Here is a 16,661-nt window from a genome sequence, read left to right on the forward strand (position 1 = left end):
GCGTGCCATGCCGCAGACCACCCTCACCCTGCTGGAGATGCTGCGCGACCTGCTGCTGGGTGCCGCCGCCGGCCTCGCCGGTGGCTTCGTGCGCTGGAACAATCCCGAGCGTCGGCGCTTCGGCTGGTGCCTCGCCTGGGAGGTGCCCTCCGCCGCCCTGGTCGGCAGCGCCGGCTATGCGCTCGGCGGCTTCCTCGAGTTCAACGAATACGGCCGGTTCCTGTTCGCCTTCGTGTTCGGCTACCTCGGCCAGGCGGCACTGCACGACCTCGCGGTCGCCATCATCCGCCATCGCACCGGCCTGCCGCCGGGCGGTGGCACGCCGTGAGGCTCGCCGCTCGCATCGTTGGCGACCTGCGCCAGTTGCTGGCGGCCGAGGTGCGCGCAGGCGAGCGCGCGGCGATGACGGCGATCCGCGCCGAGACCGAGCAGGTGAAGGCCGAGTTGCGCCGGCAGGTGACCAGCAGCTTTGGGGGCAACGCGCGGGGGATCGCCAATGCCTGGCGTTCGCTGGTGTTTCCCCGCTCAGGCCAGTCGCTGCGGCCGGCTGGGCTGATCTGGACCAAGGTGCCGAACGTCATCGACGCCTTCGAGCGCGGCGCACTGATCCGCGCCAAAGGCGGCCGCAAATATCTCGCCATCCCGACCGGCTTCAACGCAGCGCGGGGACGCCGAGGACGCGGTGAGAAGGGCCTGCGGGTGACGCCGGCGCAGATGGTCGCCTCTGGCCAGGGTTTCCTCCGGCCGTTCCAGTCGGGCCGGGGCTTCGTCTGGTGCCTGCCGCTGCGCCAGGGGACACAGACCGGACGGCAGCGTCGCACCCGGCTCATCGCCGGCGGCCTCACCGAAATCGGCACCGGCAACCGCAAGGGCCGCGAGGCCTGGGCGCGTGGCATGCTCGCCCGCGGGATGGTGCCGATGTTCCTGCTGCTGCCGCAGGTGAAGCTGGCCAAGCGGCTGGACGTGAAGGGCGCCGCCGAGCGCGGGCTGCGCCGGCTGCCGGGGCGCTTCGTCGCGGCCTGGGAGCGCGAGAGCGGGAGGACGGCACCGTGAGCATGCGCGAGGCCGCGATCGCGGCGTTGCATAGCCGGCTGCAGACCGCGCTCGCCACCCACAATCCCGCGCCCCTGGTCCTGCGCGGCGAGACCGCGCCGCAGCGCCTGCCACCGGGCGGCCTGGTGGTCATCCGCGACGGCGAGACGGTGGAGGAGACGGCGATCCTCTCACCGCTCGCCTGGGCGATCGAGCATCGCGCTGAGGTCGAGGTCACCGTCGGCGGCGCGACGCCGGCGGCGCGCACCATCCTTCTCGACGCCCTGCTGGTGGACATCGCCGTCGCGATCATCGCCGACCGCACGCTCAGTGGCGCGGTGGAGTGGGCGCAGCCCGGCGCGCCGGAGTTCGAGGATGTCGAGGTCGAGGGCGCCGCCGCGGCCCGCGCCGCCTCGGTCCCCGTCACGCTGTTCTTCACCGTCGTCGGCTCGCCGCTGGCCTGACGCTCCCCTCCTGCTGATCCCGGAGATCTCCGATGCCCCGTGCCATCGGCGCCAATTGCCGTCTGCTCATGATCCCCGAGGCGACCTACGGCACCGCGCCCGCGGGCGACTGGCTGCGCCTGCCGTTCCTGTCCTGCGACCTCGGCGCCGAGCAGCCGTTGCTCGATGCCGATGTCATCGGCGTCGGCAGCAGCCGCGATCCCGCCGCCCCCTTCCTCGACACCGTCACCGTGCAGGGCCAGGCGGTGGTGCCGGTGGACCTCATCAACATCGGCCACTGGCTGCGCCTGTTGCTCGGCCCGCCGACCACCACCGGCACCAGCCCGAACTTCATCCACAGCTTCGGATCCGGCGCGGCCGCGCTGCCGTCCAACAGCATCGAGATCGGCTATCCGGACGTGCCGAACTACGATCTCTGCACTGGCGTGCGCGCCGACACCCTGGAGATCGATTTCTCGCCGACCGGCCCCGCCACCGCGACCTTCGGGCTGATGGGGCAGGGTTCGACGCGCGGCGCCTCAAGCTCCGGCGGCACCCCGACCAGCGCCGCCTACACGGCCTTCCACAAGGCGCAGGGGGCGATCAGCCGCAACGGCGCGGCGCTGGCGCAGGTGACCGGCGCGCGGCTGACCTACGCGAATGGGATGGAGATGGTTCGCACCATCCGCGCCGATCGGAAGGTGGAGGGCGTCGATCCCGGCATCGCGCGCGCCACCGGCCAGATCACCGCGCGCTTCGCCGACACCACGCTGCTGACCCAGGCGCAGAACAACGCGCCGGCGGAGTTCGCCTTCAGCTACACTATCGACGCGAGCCGTAGCCTCAGCTTCACGCTGCACGAGGTCTACCTGGCGCTCGCCAAGACGCCGATCGAGGGGCCGGGCGGCGTCGAGGCGAGCTTCGAGTTCCGCGCCGCCTACAACGCGACCGTCACCCGCATGATGACGGCGGTGCTGAAGAACCAGCAGGCGGGGACGGAGTACGCGTGAACTGCCGCACGCGCGTCACTCGCCCTGCAAGCCAAGCGCGTTACGTGTCGCGGCGGCGAGTTCCTCCAAGCGGTACGGCTTCGGGAGCACGACAATGCCCTCAGCCTCGGCATCGTACCTGGATGCCTCGACATGAGCCGTCGTCAGCAGGATCGGCAGCTCGGGGCGACGCCGCTTCACTTCGCGGGCAAGATCCACACCGCTCATGCCGCCTGGCATCATCACATCGGAGAAGACCAGATCGACTGCGCGGCCGTTTGCCAAGGCGCCCAGCGCCGCCGCCGCGCTTGACGCCCGCGTCGACTCCAGACCGAGTTGCCCGAGCATCTCGATGACGAGCGCTGCGACCTCATCATCATCCTCGACGAGGAGGACATGGCCGCTCCGCGCATCGGCATGGCCTTCCACTCCGGCATCGACGACGGAGCGCCTACTCGCAACAGGTGCCGCGCCAACCGATCGCTGGAGAAGCAATGCGATCCTCGTGCCACGTCCGACGGCGGTCTCAATCCGGACGCCCCCACCGGATTGCCTCGCGAAGCCATACACCTGGGCAAGGCCCAAGCCGGAACCCTTGCCGATATCCTTTGTCGTGAAGAAGGGCTCGAAGGCACGTGAGACGACCTCGGGTGGCATCCCGGTTCCAGAGTCGATAACGGACAGCCGCACGAAGTCACCCCGAAGATCATCGTCGATCAGGCCAGGAAGGTTCTCGGCCCGGATGGTGATGGTGCCACCCGCGGGCATCGCGTCCCGGGCATTCACGGACAGGTTCAGGATGGCCAGCTCGAGCTCGCCAGGATCGACGGCGACCGGCCATAGGTCCCTGGCAAAGTCGAGCGTCACGTCGACGTCGCCCCGCAGGCTGCGGTCCAACAGCTCGCGCATGTCCCCAACCTGCCGCGCGAGGTCAAGGGGCTCGGGCCGAAGCGGTTGGCGACGCGAGAAGGCGAGGAGCTGGCGCGTCAGCGTCGCACCGCGTCCGGCCGCCTGCCGCATGCCATCCAGAAGACGTTGGCGCCGCACCGGATCGGTCTGGCGATCGAGCATGTCGAGACCACCGGCAATCACCATCAAGAGATTGTTGAAGTCATGCGCCACGCCGCCGGTCAGCTGCCCGACGGCTTCGAGCTTCTGCGCGTGCCGAAGCGATTCCTCCACGCGCGCACGCTCGGCCATCTGCGCCTGCAGTTCGCGGTTTGCCACCTCCAGCTCGCGTGTACGCGCGGCCACCAGATCCTCAAGCTCGCGTGCGGCCCGGTCCCGCTCGGCGAGATGCTCACGGACCTCGTATTGCCTCCGTCGCGCGCGCAGCGCGGCCTGGACGGTGCTTGTCAGCGTGATGGCCTGCACCGGGCGCTCAAGGAGCGAGACATTCCTGAGGGCTGCAACCAGCTTTCCACGCCACGCCATGACCACGGGATGCTCGCGACGGCCGGTCAACATCACAAACGGCATGTCCGACCAGGGCGGCTGTCCCTCAACCCAGCCTACCAGGGGTTCGATAGGCTGGTTGAGCAACGCCTCCTCGGCGATGAAGGCGGCGTCGGCCCCAGCCTCAAGCCCGGCGACAAGCTCCGTCAGATCGGCGCAGATGCGGGCCGATACGGCCGAACGGCGCAGCAGTTCAGCCGAGGCCGGGCCGTCCCGGCCCGTTGGCGCGAGAACGAGGACCTCGGCCCATCCTGGGTTAGTTCTCGCCGGAGTCATCGTCGGCCAGGAGCGGGGAGCTGGTGCCTGTGTACTGCGGCGTGCCGGTGAAGACGCCGCTGAAGTCCTTCAATGGCGGTCCGATTGCCAAGCCACGCGGACTGAGTCGAAATTCGCGGATGGTCTGCTCGTGGCCGCCGCTGCGCTTCTTCACCACGGAGAGGGCACGACGCACCGTGCCCTCGAATTCGAAGTAGCGCAGCATCAGGACCGAGTCGCTGAGATAGCTGAGGTCGATCGGTGTCTGCATCGGCCCGACCAGACCGTGCTGGGCCAGCACAAGGATCGACAGCACGCCCAACTGGTTCAGGTAACTCAGGAGCTCGTGCATCTGCAGGACGAGGAAGCGCTCGTCAGGCATCGCACTGAGATAGCCGTTGAGGCTGTCGATGATGACGACCCGGGCGTCATCCACCTCGACGGCGTTCCTGACCAGGCTGGTAAACTCGCCCGGCGAGAGCTCGGCGGGATCGACCTGCTGTATCCGGATGAGTCCAGCGTCCATTGCGGGTTGAAGCTGCAGCCCCAACGAGGCGGCACGGGCGGAGATGGTGCCCTGCCCCTCGTCGAAGGCGTAGATGACCGAGCGCTCGCCACGCTCCGCGGCAGCGATGGCGTAGCTCAGCGCGAGCGAGGACTTGCCGACGCCGGCCGCGCCAAGCAGGAGGGCACTGGTCCCCCGCTCGAGGCCACCGCCGACCATGGCGTCGAGCCCTTCGTGGCCGCTCGACACCACACCGCCGTCGAAGCTGCGGTGATGTTCGGATGCGACCAGCCGCGGGTAGATCTCGATGCCACCGGTCTTGATGGTGAAATCGTGGTAGCCGCCGCGGAACGGCATGCCGCGCATCTTGACGACACGAAGCCGCCGGCGCTCTCCGCCATAGTCCACGGCGATCTGCTCCAGGTGGATGACTCCATGCGCGATCGAGTGCAGCTGGAGGTCGTCGCCCTGTGACGACATGTCGTCGAGCATCAGGACTGTGCAGGCGCGGCTGGTGAAGAAGTGCTTCAGCGCCAGGATCTGACGACGGTAGCGTAGCGAGTTCTGCGCCAGCAGCCGCATCTCGGAGAGGCTGTCGAAGACGATCCGCGACGGGTTCAGGGCGGTCACCCGGTCGAAGACCATCTGCGTCGTCTCGCTGAGCTCCATCTCGGCGGGGTGAAAGACCGTCAGCTCGCGGCTGGGGTCGAGACTGGCTTCCGGCGGCACGAGTTCGAATACCGCGATGCCGTCGAGCGACCAGCCATGCCGCTTCGCGACGAGGCGCAGCTCGCGTTCCGTCTCCGACAGGGAGATATAGAGCGTGGTCTCGCCCCGGCGGGCGCCCTCTAGCAGGAACTGGAGGGCGAGCGTCGTCTTGCCGGTGCCGGGCCGCCCCTCGCAGAGGTAAAGCCGGTCTGCATCGAGGCCGCCGCCAAGGATGTTGTCAAGGCCCTCGCTGCCGGTGGAGATCCGCGGGGGATCCACATCCTCCGCCTTTGGGTCTTTGCTCGGCTCTCCCACGCCTTCCCTCTCATCTCAAGAACATTGGTCAACGCCGTCGCGAGCGGCCGAACGGGCGCGCACGACCGCAGCCTGAGTTTCCGCAAAGGCTTCCCGACCTCGAAACGCTATCGCTGGCCAGGGTTTCCGGTGAAGCAATCACAGGTTGAGGCACGCGCGGAGCAGCGCTCAGTCGTAGCGCGACAGATAACGTCCTCCAGTCGCGCCGGCTGCGCCGATCTTTTCGAGCGTCGGCCGTTCGTACCCCCACCCTCTCACATGAGGCTTGCATGCTCACCCTCGACCTCCCGGCCGAGCCGTACTGGCTCGACCTGCCGCGCGGCGTGCGCGTCGAAATTCGCCCGGTGACGACGGCGGTGATGGCCGCGGCGCAGGCCGCCGCCGCGCGCCGCCTCGCCGCCATCCGGATTGCGGATCCTGATCTCGACCCTGACATGTTGCGCGGCCTGTCCTTCGCCTTCCTGGTCAAGGCGCTCGCCCGCCACGCCGTCACCGCCTGGGAGGGCGTCGGCGATGCCGCCGGCAAGCCGCTGCCGCTATCGCCTGAGGCGGTCGAGTGGCTGATGGATCTCGACGATATCGCCGCCGCCTTCTGGGATCGTGCGACGGCGCCGGTTGCCGCGGTGGCCGCCGAGGGAAACGGCTGAGGGCCCGCGCCGCCTGGCACTTTGGCCGCGGGCCCGAGTACTGCCGTGGCTGCGCTGCCCTCGGCCGCGATTGCACCGCCGCCTGCCCCTACGCCGCGCACGCCCCCACCAGCCTTGAGGGCCACGCTTGCTGGTCCGCCGGCACGGCCTGCGCCGAGGCGAGCATGGCTGGTCTGACGCTCGACATCGCTGGCGCGCTCGCCGCGGCGCGCGAGTTCAGTGCCACGGGCTGGGCTGCCGCCGAGTTGCTGCTCGCCATCCGCATCGGCATGACCGAGGGCGCCACCGCCCGCCGCGAGGGGGAGACGACCTGACATGGCCGACGCCACCCGCCGCGTCTCGGTCCGCCTCTCGCTGGACGATGCCGCCCGGGTCAAGGCCGGCCTGCGCGAGGTCGGCGAGGCCGGCCAGCGCTCGCTGGACCAGATCAAGGGCGGAGCCGAGCGCGCCTCCCGCTCGCTCGAGCTGCTCGACTTCGCCACGCGCGGCCTGCAGGTGGCTGGCGTCGCGGTCGCCGCGCGCGCCCTGCTGCAGGCGGGCGACGCGCTCACGCAGGGCCTGTCGCGCCTGCAGAACGCCACCGGCTCGGTCGAGCGGGCCGGCCAGGTCTACGAGGCGCTCTATCGCAACGCGCTTTCCACCGGCGTCGCCGTCTCCGAGAGCGTCGACGCCTTCCAGCGCTTTGCGATCGCCGCCCGCGAGATCGGCGCCACCTCCGACCAGGTGGTCCGCCTGGTCGGCGGCCTGCAGCGCGTCGCCATCGTCTCCGGCGCTTCGACCCAGGAAATCTCTTCCGCCACGCTCCAGCTGGCCCAGGCACTGGCCTCGGGCGTGCTGCAGGGTGACGAGCTGCGCTCCATCCTGGAGGCCATGCCGCTGCTGGCCGAGGGGCTGGCCAAGGAACTCGGCGTCTCCATCGGCGAGCTGCGGCAGATGGGCTCCGAGGGCAAGCTCACCGCGGAGCGCGTCTTCCCCGCGCTGCTGCGCGCCACCGAACGGCTCGGCGCCGAGCTCGACCGCGCGCCGCTCTCCCTCGGCCGCGCCTTCGGTCAGCTGACGGCGGCCACCGAGAACTTCCTCGGCCAGCTCGACCGCGCCATCGGCCTCTCCAACGCGCTGGCCCGCGCGCTCTCGGCCGCGGCGCGCGCGGTGGACAGCGTCCGCCAGGGTGCCGGCCTGCGCAGCGAGGAGGAGCGCCTCGCCGGCCTCCGCCGCCAGGCCGAGGCGCTGTCAGCCCAGATCGGCCGGCTGGAGAGCGAGCAGGACGGCCGCGACAGCCTGCGCGCGCCGGTCCGCCGCGGCAGCATCCGTCCCGGCCTGGTCGGCGCCGCCGAGCGGCAGGCCGGCGTCGACAGCCGGGCGCGGCTGGAGGAGCTGCGGCGGGACTACTTCGCCACCCTTGCCGAGATCGACACCGCCGAGCGGGAGTCGCTCAACCGCCGCCTCGAGGAGCAGGAGCGCGCCGGCCAGGCCGCGGCCGACGCCCGCCGGCGCCGCGCCACGCAGGACGTCCAGGAGCTCACCCGGGACCTCGACGACCGCTTCCGGATCAACCGCGACTACGAGGAGCGCGTCCGGCGGCTCCGCGAGGCAGAGGCGGCCGGCGCCGTCACCGCCGCGGAGCGCACCCGCCTCGAGACCCTGGCGCTGCAGGAGCGCGACGCGGCGCTGCGCCGGCTGGAGCCGCGCATCGCCGCCGCGCGCCGCGCCAGCACCGAGGGGGCGCGGGAGGCACGCGACGCCGAGCGGCAGCTCAACGACCTGCTGCGCGAGCGCGAGCGGCTGATCCAGGACAACGAGACCGCCTACGAGCGCTACCAGCGCCGGATGGAGCGGCTGTCCGACCTGGTGCAGCGGTCGGAGCGGATCGGCCGGCCGGTGCCGGACGCCACTGTGCAGCGCGAGGCCGAGCGCGCCATGGAGGATTTGGAGAAGGCGGAGGAACGGCTGCAGCGCGGCGCCGAGCGGACCTCGGACACCGTGCGCGAACTCGGGCTCAGCTTCAGCAGCGCCTTCGAGGACGCGATCGTGCGTGGTGAGAAGCTGTCGAAGGTGATGCAGGGCCTGCTGCAGGACATCGCGCGGGTCATCGCCCGCCGAACCATCACCGAGCCGCTCGGCAACGCGATGTCCTCGGCCCTGTCCGGCGTCTCGTTCGACGGCATGTTCAGCGGCATCGGCTCCTGGCTCGGCGGGCTGTTCCGCGCCGACGGCGGGCCGGTCGCGGCCGGGCAGCCCTACATCGTCGGCGAGCGCGGCCCCGAGTGGTTCGTGCCCGACCGGGCCGGCACCGTGCTGCCGAACGGCGTGGCGCCGGGCGGGCCGGTCATCCAGCAGACCATCAACATCGATGCGCGCGGGGCGGACGCCGGCGTCGAGGCGCGGCTGAGGCTGCTCGCCGGGCAGATCGCCCGCCAGGCCTCGGCGATGACGCTGGACGCCATCCGCCGCGGTGGGTCGGCCTACGAGACGGTGCGGGGGTAGCGGCGATGGTCGAATACGCCTGGCCGGAGGCGCTGCGGCCCTCGCGGCTGAGCTTCTACCTGCAGCACAACACGCTCCGCTTCGTCTCGCCGGTCACCCGCGCCACCCAGGTGATGCGGCGCGAGGGCGCGCGCTGGGTGGCGGAGGCGAGCTTCGACCCGCTGAGCCCAGCCCGCGCCGGCCTGCTGGAGGGGCTGCTGGCGGCGCTCGCCGGCTCGCTGAACACGGTGCGCATCTGGGACTGGCGGCGCGAGTACCGCACCGGCGATCCCCGCAGCCAGGGCCAGGTGCCCGCAGGCCCGTACAGCTTCTCGGACGCCACGCTCTTCACCGACGGCACCGGCCTGGTGGTGGGCAGTGGTAGCCCGGCGCTGGCGGCCGGGGCGCCGCGCGGGGCGCTGTCGATCCAGACCGCGGGCTGGTGGCCCGGCGCGGTCGCGGTCGGGGCCGGCGACTACCTCGGCCTCGGCGGCCGGCTCTACATGGCGACCGAGGCGGTGACCGCCTCCGGCGCCGGCACCGCCACCATCCCGATCGGCCCGCCGCTGCGCGCCGCGGCCTCCATCGCCGAGCCCCTGGTGCTCACCCGGCCCACCGTCGCCATGCGCCTGGTGTCCGACGACGAGGCGGCCAATCCCACGCGGCCCGGCCGCTTCACCGCGATCACGATCCGCCTCGAGGAGGCGCTGTAGTGTCCGACACGCACGGCACGCCGCGGCTGTCGCCGCACGCGGCCGCCTCCGCCACCTCGCCGGTCGCGGCGCCCGTCGTGCTGGTCGAGCTCGACTTCGCCTCCGGCGCCTTCCGCGCCTGGACCGGGCTCGGCCCGCTGCACTGGGCCAGCATAGTCTTCGAGGGGGTGGGCTCGATCGGCGCCATCTCCGAGGTGGAGGAGACGGTCGAGCTGCGTGCTGTGCGCCTGACCCTGGTGCTCTCGCCGGTGCCGCAGGAGGTGGTCGACATCGCCCTGGCCGAGCGCAGCTTCCGCCTCCGACCGGCTCGGCTCTGGGGGGCGCTGCTGGACGATCAGGGCGCCTTCGTCGCCGATCCCTTTCCGCTCTGGGCCGGGCTGATGGACACCATGGAGGTGGTGGACGGGGCCGAGCCGCGGGTCTCGCTCACCTGCGAGAGCCGGCTCGTGGACCTCGAGCGCGCCGAGGTGCGCCGCTACACCGACGCCGACCAGCAGGCCGAATACCCGGGCGACCGCTTTTTCGAGTTCGTCCCGGCGCTGCAGGAGGCCGAGATCAAGCTGCCGGCGCGGTGACGCGGCGTCCGGACTGGGCGGCGCGGCTGGCGGCCCTGCTGGCGGCGGCCGAGGCGCGCCCCTTCGACGCGCGGCGCTGGAATTGCGGCCGCTTCGCCCTGGTCGCGGTGGAGGCGGTCACCGGCACCAGGCCGCGGCTCCGCGTCCTGCCGGATCTCGAGGCCACGGCCGACAGCGCCGGCTTCCCGCGCCTCCCGCCCGCCTTCGCCCGCCCGGGCGATGTCGTGCTCGCCGGCGATCCGCCGCGCCTCGGTGTCGTCGTCGATGGTGGCCGGGCTGCCTTCGTCGGCCCGCGCGGCCTGCTGCGCCAGCCGCTCAGCACCTGCACCACCGCCTGGAGGATCGGCCGATGCCCGCCGCCGTCCCGCTGATCGCCGTCGTGGCCTCCGGCGTCGCCTCGGCCGCGGTCGGCGGTGGCGTCATCGGCGCCCTGGTCGGCGCCGGCGCCGCCCTGGTCGTCTCCGCCGTCGGCGGCGCCATCTTCCCGGCCAAGAAGCCGAGCGTGCCGACCACCCCGGCGACCACCGGCTTCGACGCCAGCGCGCCGGGGGCTGGTCGGACCCAGTCCTTCCGCCAGCCCATCACCGAGCACCAGATCGTCTTCGGCCGCTGCAAGGTCTCGGGGCCGATCGTCTTCCTGCACTCCGCCCCCGACGACCAGGGGCGGGAGGACGGGTACTTCTACGCCGTGGTGGTTTTGGCCGCACACAGCGTGCGGGCGATCGGCGAGGTCTGGCTCGGCGACAAGCTGGAGACGGACGCGTCCTTCACCGGCCTGGTCCGGGTCGACCGCCACCTCGGCGCGCCCGACCAGGCGGCCAACGCCAACCTGGTGGCGGAGACCGGCGGCAAGTGGACCGCAGCGCATCGCGGCCGCGGGCGGGCCTACATCGCGGTCCGGCTGAAGCTCACCGCCGAGGCCTTTCCCTCCGGCCCGCCCAACATCGCGGCGATCGTCGAGGGCGCCGACACCATCCTCGATCCGCGCACCGGCGCGACCGGCTGGAGCGACAACCCGGCGCTGTGCCTCGCCTGGTATCTGACCGCGCCCTTCGGCTGGCGCGCCTCCTGGACCGACATCGACATCCCCGCCCTGATCGCCGCGGCGAACGTCTGCGACGAGTTGGTCGGCACCCGTCGTGGGGTCTACGAGCGCCGCTACACCTGCAACGGCCGCGTCTCGCTCGGCGAGGGCAAGATCGCCATCACCCGCAAGCTCATCTCGGCCATGGCCGGCGCCCTGGTCGTCTCGGGCGGGCGCTTCTTCATCCACGCCGGCGCACCCGCGCTGCCAGCAGCGACGCTGACCAGCGACGACCTGCGCGGCGACGTCACCATCCAGGGCAGCCGGCCCCGGCGCGATCTCTTCAACGGGGTGCGCGCGGTCTATGTCGAGCCGGCCGCCAACTGGCAGCCGACCGACGCACCGCCGCTCCTGGCCAGCAACTACGTCGCCGAGGACGGGGGCGAGGCGATCTACCGCGACATGGAGTTCCCGCTCACCACCTCGGTCAGCACGGTGCAGCGGATCATGAAGGCCGAGCTGGAGCGCAACCGCCGCCAGCGCGAGGTGGCCTTCCCCGCCAACCTCTCCGCCCTGCGGCTGCGGCCCTGGGAGGCGGCGATGGTCGCGCTCGACCGCCTGGCGCCCTTCCCGGCGCGGGTCACCGGCTGGTCGCTGTCGCCGGACGGCGGGGTGAACCTGACGCTCGCCGAGGAGGACCCGGCGGTGTGGGCCTGGAACCCGGCAGTGGACGAGCGCGCCACCGGCGACAGCCCCGCGGTGGTGCTGCCGAACCCGGGGCGCATCGCCGCGCCGGCGAGCATCGCGGTCGGCACGCCCACCGGCACCAGCTTCGCCGCCCTGGCGGTGTCCTGGGCGGCCGTGGCCAGCGCCCACCTGGCGAACTACGAGGTCGAGTTCATGCCGGCCTCGGTCGCCGCCTGGCAGGGCTACGGGGCCGGGCAGGGCGCGACCGCGGCCTCGATCCCCACCGCCGAGCCGACCGCCTTCCGGGTGCGCGCCGTGGCCCGCAGCGGGGCGGTGTCGGGCTGGCGCGAGGCCCTGGTGCCGGCCGCCGTCTCCGCGCCGACGGCCACCGGCATCACCGGCGGGATCCGCCTCTCGGGCGGCTTCCCCGCCGATGCGGTGCGGCTACAGATCTTCGAGGCCGCCTCGAACAGCCTGGCCGCGGCCGCGAAGCTCCCGGCCGAGCCGACCGGCCTCTTCTACGACCGCACCGGGCTCAGCGCGGGCGAGACCCGCTGGTACTGGCTGCGCGCCGTCTCGGCCGAGGGCAACGCCTCGGCGCTCGCCGGGCCCGTCTCCGCCACCGCCCTCTGATCCGGAGGCACGCACCATGCCCGCCCGCATCGACGACCTGCTGGTGCTCGACGCCGCGGTCAGCAAGACCGACCTCGCCAAGTACCTGCGCGACCGCGAGGCGGTGCTGCCCAGCGACTTCGGGGGCCTCGGCGACGGCGTCGCCGACGACCGCGCGGCCATCCAGGCCGCCTTCGACCGCGCCGCGGCGGACCAGAAGTTCGCGGTGGTCCCGCCCGGCACCTGGAACGTCTCCGCCGGCGTCACCCTCGGCGGCGGCGCGCGCGGCCTGCTCATGCGCGGCATGATCCAATACACCGGCACGGCGCCGGCGACGGTGCTGACGCTCGGCGACGGCGGCACGGTGCGGAACGGGGAGAAGCTCTACGCCGGCCTGCAGGTGCGCCGGCGGACGCAGTCCGATTGGCTCTCCGAGGCCGACATCGGCATCCTGGCCCGCAACCTCGACGCCAGCGTGCTCGACCTCCGCCTGGTCGAGGGCTTCACCATCGGCCTGCGCACCCTCGGCGACGGCCGCGGCTTCGAGGACACGACGCTCCACCTCGGGCGCATCCTCAACAACAAGATCGGGCTTGACGTCCACTGCGCGACGGTGACGGCCTGGAACACCTCGGTCCGCTACTACGGCGGCCACTTCGCCTGCGCCACCGGCATCAACCCGACGGTCGACCGCTTCGGGATCCGGCTCGGCCAGGCGCCGGGGGCCTACACCAACCACAACCGGCACGTCTTCGACGCGCCGAACTTCGAGCTCCGCCAGCTCGACCCCAACGTCGCCATCCCCTTTCTGAACGAGACCAACGGCTCGGCGGTCATCGGCCGGGCGCTGCGCATGGAGGCCTGCTCGCCGATCGTGGCGCGGCACACCGGCGCGGCGCAGGACTGCGAGTACGAGGTGGCCTGGAGCAACACCTACGCGGTCGGCATCGAGTACACCGCCACCGCCACCCGCTGCGGCAACGCCGTCCTCAACCGCCACCGCGCCCCGGCCTCGCGCCACCTGCGGCTGCTCGGCAATGTGCCGAACCTCCGCGCCGCCGCCTTCCGGCACAGCGCCGCCGAGATCGGCGTCGAGGGGCTGGCCGCCGTCGCCACCTCGACCACCAGCGCCACCACGCTCGCGGAGCTGTCCTTCAACGGCCTGGACGGAATCACGCCGACCGCCCGCGGGCTGCTGCTGGAGGCCACCAAGGGCTTCGCCTTCGTGGTGGACTGCTCCCGGGCGAAGGAGTTCGCGCTCGCCCACTGGCTGGTCGGCGGCGCCGACGGCGGGCGGATCTTCGTGCGCTGCTTCGACGCGGGCATGGCCGTGCGCGAGGACGTCGCCGGCGACGTGCTGGCCTCGCTCAGCACCATGCTGTGGAACGCGCCCTCGAAGGCCTGGACCGGTGGCGCCACCATGGCGGATTCCTCGCTGAACCGCCGCATGACGGTGCGGCTCGGGCCCGCGGTCGCCGTCGCCCAGATCGGCATCGTCGGCTTGGACGGGGCGATCGAGCTCGAGGCGCTGCGGCTCTACGGCCTGCCGGAGAACGCGCCGGCGCTGCTCTGCGGCACGCCCGCCCTGCCAGTGGGCCAGCGGGAGTTCGCGGCGGAGGTCGCCTGGGACCTGCCCTCGCTGGCGCCGGGCGCCACCAGCCTGCTCGACGTGACGGTCACCGGCAGCCGGCAGGGCGACCTGACCGACGCAGCGCTCGCCGCCTCCACGCGCTTCGTCGAGCTCGACACGACCGCCTGGAGCAACAACACAGTCCGGGTGATGGCGCGGAACATCTCGCCCACCGCCACCTTCGACCTCGGCCCGGCCACGCTGTCCGTGCAGGTGACGAAGCGCAGGGTGCCGTGAGAGTCAGGCTGCGCGGGAGAGGAGGATCTGGACCTCGGCGGCGAGGCGTCGTGGATCGAATGGTTTCGCGTAGGTTCGCTCATAGGTCCCAGGAGGCAAGCGCTCCAAGTTGCTGGTGTCGCCGCTGACCACAACAAGACAGACCCGTGGCCAGCGCCGACGCACCTCGCCCGCAAGAGCAATGCCGTCCATCCCGGTGCCAAGATTCACGTCGGTGATGATGACAGTCGGCGGCGCCGCATCATCATGGATCCTGGCGAGGGCGACTTCGGCGCTCGATGCCTCGGCGACAGAGAGGCCAGTCTCAGCCAATTCTTCAGCGATCAATTCGCGGACCAGCGGTTCATCGTCTACTACCAAGACTTCCATGCGCCTGACCGTCCTCGTGTGCGAACCGCAGCGGTGATGACGCTTTTCGAGTCCCGCGGCGTCGCAGAGCTAAGCCGTCGCGTTCGGGTCGGTTTGTTGCCATGCTCAACCAGCCCTGCTGTCAAGCTTCCGATCACGGGCAGTTGTGAGTACGCGAGCAGGTCTCGTGAGCTACGCCTCGATCGCAGGCCAGGTTTCGGAGATTCCGACTTGGTTGCAGGATGCGGTCAGAGAATTTCTAGATACCCAATTTTTGGAATGCCGCGAACGTGGGTGGGTTTATTTGTCATTATCTTCTACGCTGCGCCGCAGCAAAGAGGATTTATTCGTGAACTTCAGAACAATGATGCAGAGCGGCCCGGCCAAGGCGATCGAGCTGTTCTCGCGGCTGGCCGACACCTCGGATGGTGCGGTGAAAACCCGGGAAAGGCTGTTCGCCGAACTCAAAGCGGAGCTCGAGCTCCACAGCAGCCTCGAGGAACAGCACCTGTTCCCGATCCTCCGCAAGAACGCGGAGACCCGCGACCTGGTCGCGGACGCCATCCGGGACAACAAGGAGGTCCGTGCGAAGCTGACTGAGCTCGAGGCCATGCCCAAAAATGACCCGGCCTTCGCCGAGAGGGTCACCGAGCTGCAGAAGGCCTTCCGTCAGCACGCGCGCGACGAGAAGAAGGAGTTGCTGCCCGCCGTGCAGCGCGCGCTCAGCGACGAGCAGGTGCAGGACGTGACCGAGCGGATGGAAGCCGGCTTCGCCGAAGCGGAGCAGGCGAAGCAGGATGAGGCGGAGGAGCGCCGCGCCAGGCTGCGGCAGGAGCGCGAGGAGGCCGAGTTCATGGCCCGCCAGGCTGAGCTCCGGGTCGAGCAGGCGCAGGCAGCCGAGCGTGAGCGCGCCGCCGCCGAGCAGCGCGCCCGTGCCGAGGCGCGGCGGATAGCCGATGTTGCAGCCATGCCGGCCAAGGCCGTGGGCGAGACCGCTCGCCTGGTAACGGCCGCCTCCGACGATGCGCGCCGACGCACTCAGGCGCAGGCGACGGCTATGACCAACATGTTCATGTGGCCCTGGATCGGTGTCATGCAGAACATGTCGCAGCCTCGGCAGGCCACGCCGGCACGAGGCCCCTCCGGCATGGAGGAGGTTATCCCGCTCGGCGAGGAAGTCCTTGAGATCGGCAAGCGCACCGAGAACCGCGGCATGGCGCGCATCCATCGCTTCGTCGTCGAGACCCCCGTGGAGCAGCAGGTCACCCTGCAGCGCGAGAGGGTGGTTGTGGAGCGCCGGCGTCCTGTCAGCGACAAGGTGACGGGGGAGATCCTGACCGAAGTTACGGTCGAAGTTGTCGAGACCGAGGAGGTCCCGACTGTCGGGAAGCGCATGCGGCTGCGCGAGGAAGTTGTCGTCCGCACCGAGCGCACGCAGCGGGTGGAGACGGTGCGAGATACGGTCCGCCGCGATGAGGTCGAGATCGAGCAAGCAGGCCGGAAGGGCGCGAACCGGCAGCTTCGGACGGTTGCCGCGGAGCACTGAACTCTCGGACGGTCAAACAGGAGGCGAGCATCAGGAGGCTGTCTGAACAGCCGACCTGGTGCCCGCCGCGACCACGCTGGTGGGAAGATCACGGCTCCGCGCCGAGCACGGTCATTCCCGGCCGGTGCATCAGGGCTGGCTCGCGCCCGCTCCGCTGCCGCTACGAATCTGCCGAGGTACAGTCTTCCGCACCTCTATGCGGCAATGACAAAGCGCACGCCGAGCATGATGGTGGCAAGCGCCACGAGGACTGCGAGACCGGGCCCGATATGTATCCAGGTCAGAGCTGCAGCAGCAGCTGCGAGCAACGCCGCTACCCCCCAGTAGATCAGAGCACCGGCCATGGTGTGGATCCTTCCGGGCATTGGGTGTAGCCGAGACACAGCTCCGCCGCAGGTAGCGGTCGGCGGGACATCGGCTTATCTGGCTGCCGGACGAGCTCCTGTCCGGACCTGCAGCGGATTCTGAAAGGACAAT

17 protein-coding genes are annotated in these 16,661 nt (G+C 71.1%); 13 read left to right on the forward strand and 4 right to left on the reverse strand.

The window, feature by feature from the left end; all coding sequences use genetic code 11:
- The first annotated feature begins 7 nt into the window (after positions 1 to 7).
- The 4 genes from E5N76_RS21110 to E5N76_RS21125 are packed head-to-tail and all read left to right on the forward strand — an operon-like array spanning position 8 to position 2,485.
- Positions 8 to 328: a phage holin family protein gene (locus E5N76_RS21110; RefSeq protein WP_149539305.1), complete on the forward strand. Its 321-nt coding sequence runs from the start codon at positions 8 to 10 to the stop codon at positions 326 to 328.
- The gene (locus E5N76_RS21115; RefSeq protein WP_149539306.1) at positions 325 to 1,053 is read left to right on the forward strand and encodes a DUF6441 family protein; all 729 of its coding nucleotides are present in this window, start codon (positions 325 to 327) and stop codon (positions 1,051 to 1,053) included. The genes E5N76_RS21110 and E5N76_RS21115 overlap by 4 nt, the downstream gene beginning before the upstream one ends.
- 2 nt (positions 1,054 to 1,055) lie before the next feature.
- Positions 1,056 to 1,496 carry a hypothetical protein gene (locus E5N76_RS21120; protein ID WP_235907811.1) on the forward strand — a complete coding sequence of 147 codons (441 nt, stop codon included), beginning with the start codon at positions 1,056 to 1,058 and terminating at the stop codon, positions 1,494 to 1,496.
- A 32-nt stretch (positions 1,497 to 1,528) separates the two neighbouring features.
- A complete protein-coding gene (locus E5N76_RS21125) occupies positions 1,529 to 2,485 on the forward strand; it encodes a phage tail tube protein (RefSeq protein WP_149539308.1) in 957 nt (318 codons plus the stop codon).
- 15 nt (positions 2,486 to 2,500) lie between these two features.
- Here E5N76_RS21125 and E5N76_RS21130 read toward each other — a convergent pair whose 3' ends face one another.
- Both E5N76_RS21130 and E5N76_RS21135 read right to left on the reverse strand, forming a co-directional pair.
- A complete protein-coding gene (locus E5N76_RS21130; protein WP_149539309.1) occupies positions 2,501 to 4,195 on the reverse strand; it encodes an ATP-binding protein in 1,695 nt (564 codons plus the stop codon).
- A complete protein-coding gene (locus tag E5N76_RS21135; protein ID WP_149539310.1) occupies positions 4,176 to 5,702 on the reverse strand; it encodes an ATPase domain-containing protein in 1,527 nt (508 codons plus the stop codon). Before E5N76_RS21135 ends, E5N76_RS21130 begins: the two co-directional genes overlap by 20 nt.
- 269 nt (positions 5,703 to 5,971) lie before the next feature.
- Between E5N76_RS21135 and E5N76_RS21140 the strand changes: the two genes are divergently transcribed.
- From E5N76_RS21140 to E5N76_RS21170, 8 genes are all read left to right on the forward strand, one after another.
- Entirely contained in the window at positions 5,972 to 6,349 is a 378-nt protein-coding gene (locus E5N76_RS21140) for a hypothetical protein (RefSeq protein ID WP_149539311.1), read from the forward strand.
- Positions 6,350 to 6,513: 164 nt separating this feature from the next.
- Positions 6,514 to 6,663, forward strand: coding sequence for a hypothetical protein (locus E5N76_RS29690; RefSeq protein WP_187830308.1), 150 nt, complete (start codon positions 6,514 to 6,516; stop codon positions 6,661 to 6,663).
- Between the two features lies 1 nt (position 6,664).
- Positions 6,665 to 8,833 (forward strand): tape measure protein, encoded by a 2,169-nt coding sequence (locus tag E5N76_RS21145; RefSeq protein WP_149539312.1) that lies wholly within the window; start codon positions 6,665 to 6,667, stop codon positions 8,831 to 8,833.
- Between the two features lie 5 nt (positions 8,834 to 8,838).
- On the forward strand, positions 8,839 to 9,525 hold the full coding sequence (locus E5N76_RS21150; RefSeq protein ID WP_149539313.1) for a hypothetical protein: 687 nt from the start codon (positions 8,839 to 8,841) through the stop codon (positions 9,523 to 9,525).
- On the forward strand, positions 9,525 to 10,100 hold the full coding sequence (locus tag E5N76_RS21155) for a hypothetical protein (protein WP_149539314.1): 576 nt from the start codon (positions 9,525 to 9,527) through the stop codon (positions 10,098 to 10,100). Before E5N76_RS21150 ends, E5N76_RS21155 begins: the two co-directional genes overlap by 1 nt.
- Complete coding sequence (locus E5N76_RS21160; protein WP_149539315.1) at positions 10,097 to 10,471, forward strand: DUF6950 family protein; 375 nt, start codon at positions 10,097 to 10,099, stop codon at positions 10,469 to 10,471. Before E5N76_RS21155 ends, E5N76_RS21160 begins: the two co-directional genes overlap by 4 nt.
- The gene (locus E5N76_RS31090; protein WP_149539316.1) at positions 10,450 to 12,444 is read left to right on the forward strand and encodes a phage tail protein; all 1,995 of its coding nucleotides are present in this window, start codon (positions 10,450 to 10,452) and stop codon (positions 12,442 to 12,444) included. The genes E5N76_RS21160 and E5N76_RS31090 overlap by 22 nt, the downstream gene beginning before the upstream one ends.
- A gap of 16 nt (positions 12,445 to 12,460) precedes the next feature.
- Complete coding sequence (locus tag E5N76_RS21170) at positions 12,461 to 14,290, forward strand: pectate lyase family protein (protein ID WP_149539317.1); 1,830 nt, start codon at positions 12,461 to 12,463, stop codon at positions 14,288 to 14,290.
- Between the two features lie 3 nt (positions 14,291 to 14,293).
- Here the strand turns inward: E5N76_RS21170 and E5N76_RS21175 are convergent, their stop codons facing one another.
- Positions 14,294 to 14,659, reverse strand: coding sequence for a response regulator (locus E5N76_RS21175; RefSeq protein ID WP_149539318.1), 366 nt, complete (start codon positions 14,657 to 14,659; stop codon positions 14,294 to 14,296).
- A 166-nt stretch (positions 14,660 to 14,825) separates the two neighbouring features.
- Here E5N76_RS21175 and E5N76_RS21180 point away from each other — a divergent pair, with 166 nt between their 5' ends.
- Positions 14,826 to 16,184 (forward strand): DUF2382 domain-containing protein, encoded by a 1,359-nt coding sequence (locus E5N76_RS21180; protein WP_207792057.1) that lies wholly within the window; start codon positions 14,826 to 14,828, stop codon positions 16,182 to 16,184.
- 194 nt (positions 16,185 to 16,378) lie between these two features.
- Here E5N76_RS21180 and E5N76_RS29695 read toward each other — a convergent pair whose 3' ends face one another.
- Positions 16,379 to 16,528 carry a hypothetical protein gene (locus E5N76_RS29695; protein ID WP_187830309.1) on the reverse strand — a complete coding sequence of 50 codons (150 nt, stop codon included), beginning with the start codon at positions 16,526 to 16,528 and terminating at the stop codon, positions 16,379 to 16,381.
- Positions 16,529 to 16,661: the final 133 nt, after the last annotated feature.

Source organism: Siccirubricoccus phaeus (assembly GCF_008360935.1).
GTDB lineage: Bacteria > Pseudomonadota > Alphaproteobacteria > Acetobacterales > Acetobacteraceae > Siccirubricoccus > Siccirubricoccus phaeus.

Coding starts and splice junctions, on each gene's coding strand:
- E5N76_RS21110 (WP_149539305.1), top strand. CDS start 8: ATGCCGCAGACCACCCTCACCCTGCTGGAGATGCTGCGCGACCTGCTG.
- E5N76_RS21120 (WP_235907811.1), top strand. CDS start 1,056: ATGCGCGAGGCCGCGATCGCGGCGTTGCATAGCCGGCTGCAGACCGCG.
- E5N76_RS21125 (WP_149539308.1), top strand. CDS start 1,529: ATGCCCCGTGCCATCGGCGCCAATTGCCGTCTGCTCATGATCCCCGAG.
- E5N76_RS21130 (WP_149539309.1), bottom strand. CDS start 4,195: ATGACTCCGGCGAGAACTAACCCAGGATGGGCCGAGGTCCTCGTTCTC.
- E5N76_RS21140 (WP_149539311.1), top strand. CDS start 5,972: ATGCTCACCCTCGACCTCCCGGCCGAGCCGTACTGGCTCGACCTGCCG.
- E5N76_RS29690 (WP_187830308.1), top strand. CDS start 6,514: ATGGCTGGTCTGACGCTCGACATCGCTGGCGCGCTCGCCGCGGCGCGC.
- E5N76_RS21145 (WP_149539312.1), top strand. CDS start 6,665: ATGGCCGACGCCACCCGCCGCGTCTCGGTCCGCCTCTCGCTGGACGAT.
- E5N76_RS21150 (WP_149539313.1), top strand. CDS start 8,839: ATGGTCGAATACGCCTGGCCGGAGGCGCTGCGGCCCTCGCGGCTGAGC.
- E5N76_RS31090 (WP_149539316.1), top strand. CDS start 10,450: ATGCCCGCCGCCGTCCCGCTGATCGCCGTCGTGGCCTCCGGCGTCGCC.
- E5N76_RS21170 (WP_149539317.1), top strand. CDS start 12,461: ATGCCCGCCCGCATCGACGACCTGCTGGTGCTCGACGCCGCGGTCAGC.
- E5N76_RS21175 (WP_149539318.1), bottom strand. CDS start 14,659: ATGGAAGTCTTGGTAGTAGACGATGAACCGCTGGTCCGCGAATTGATC.
- E5N76_RS29695 (WP_187830309.1), bottom strand. CDS start 16,528: ATGGCCGGTGCTCTGATCTACTGGGGGGTAGCGGCGTTGCTCGCAGCT.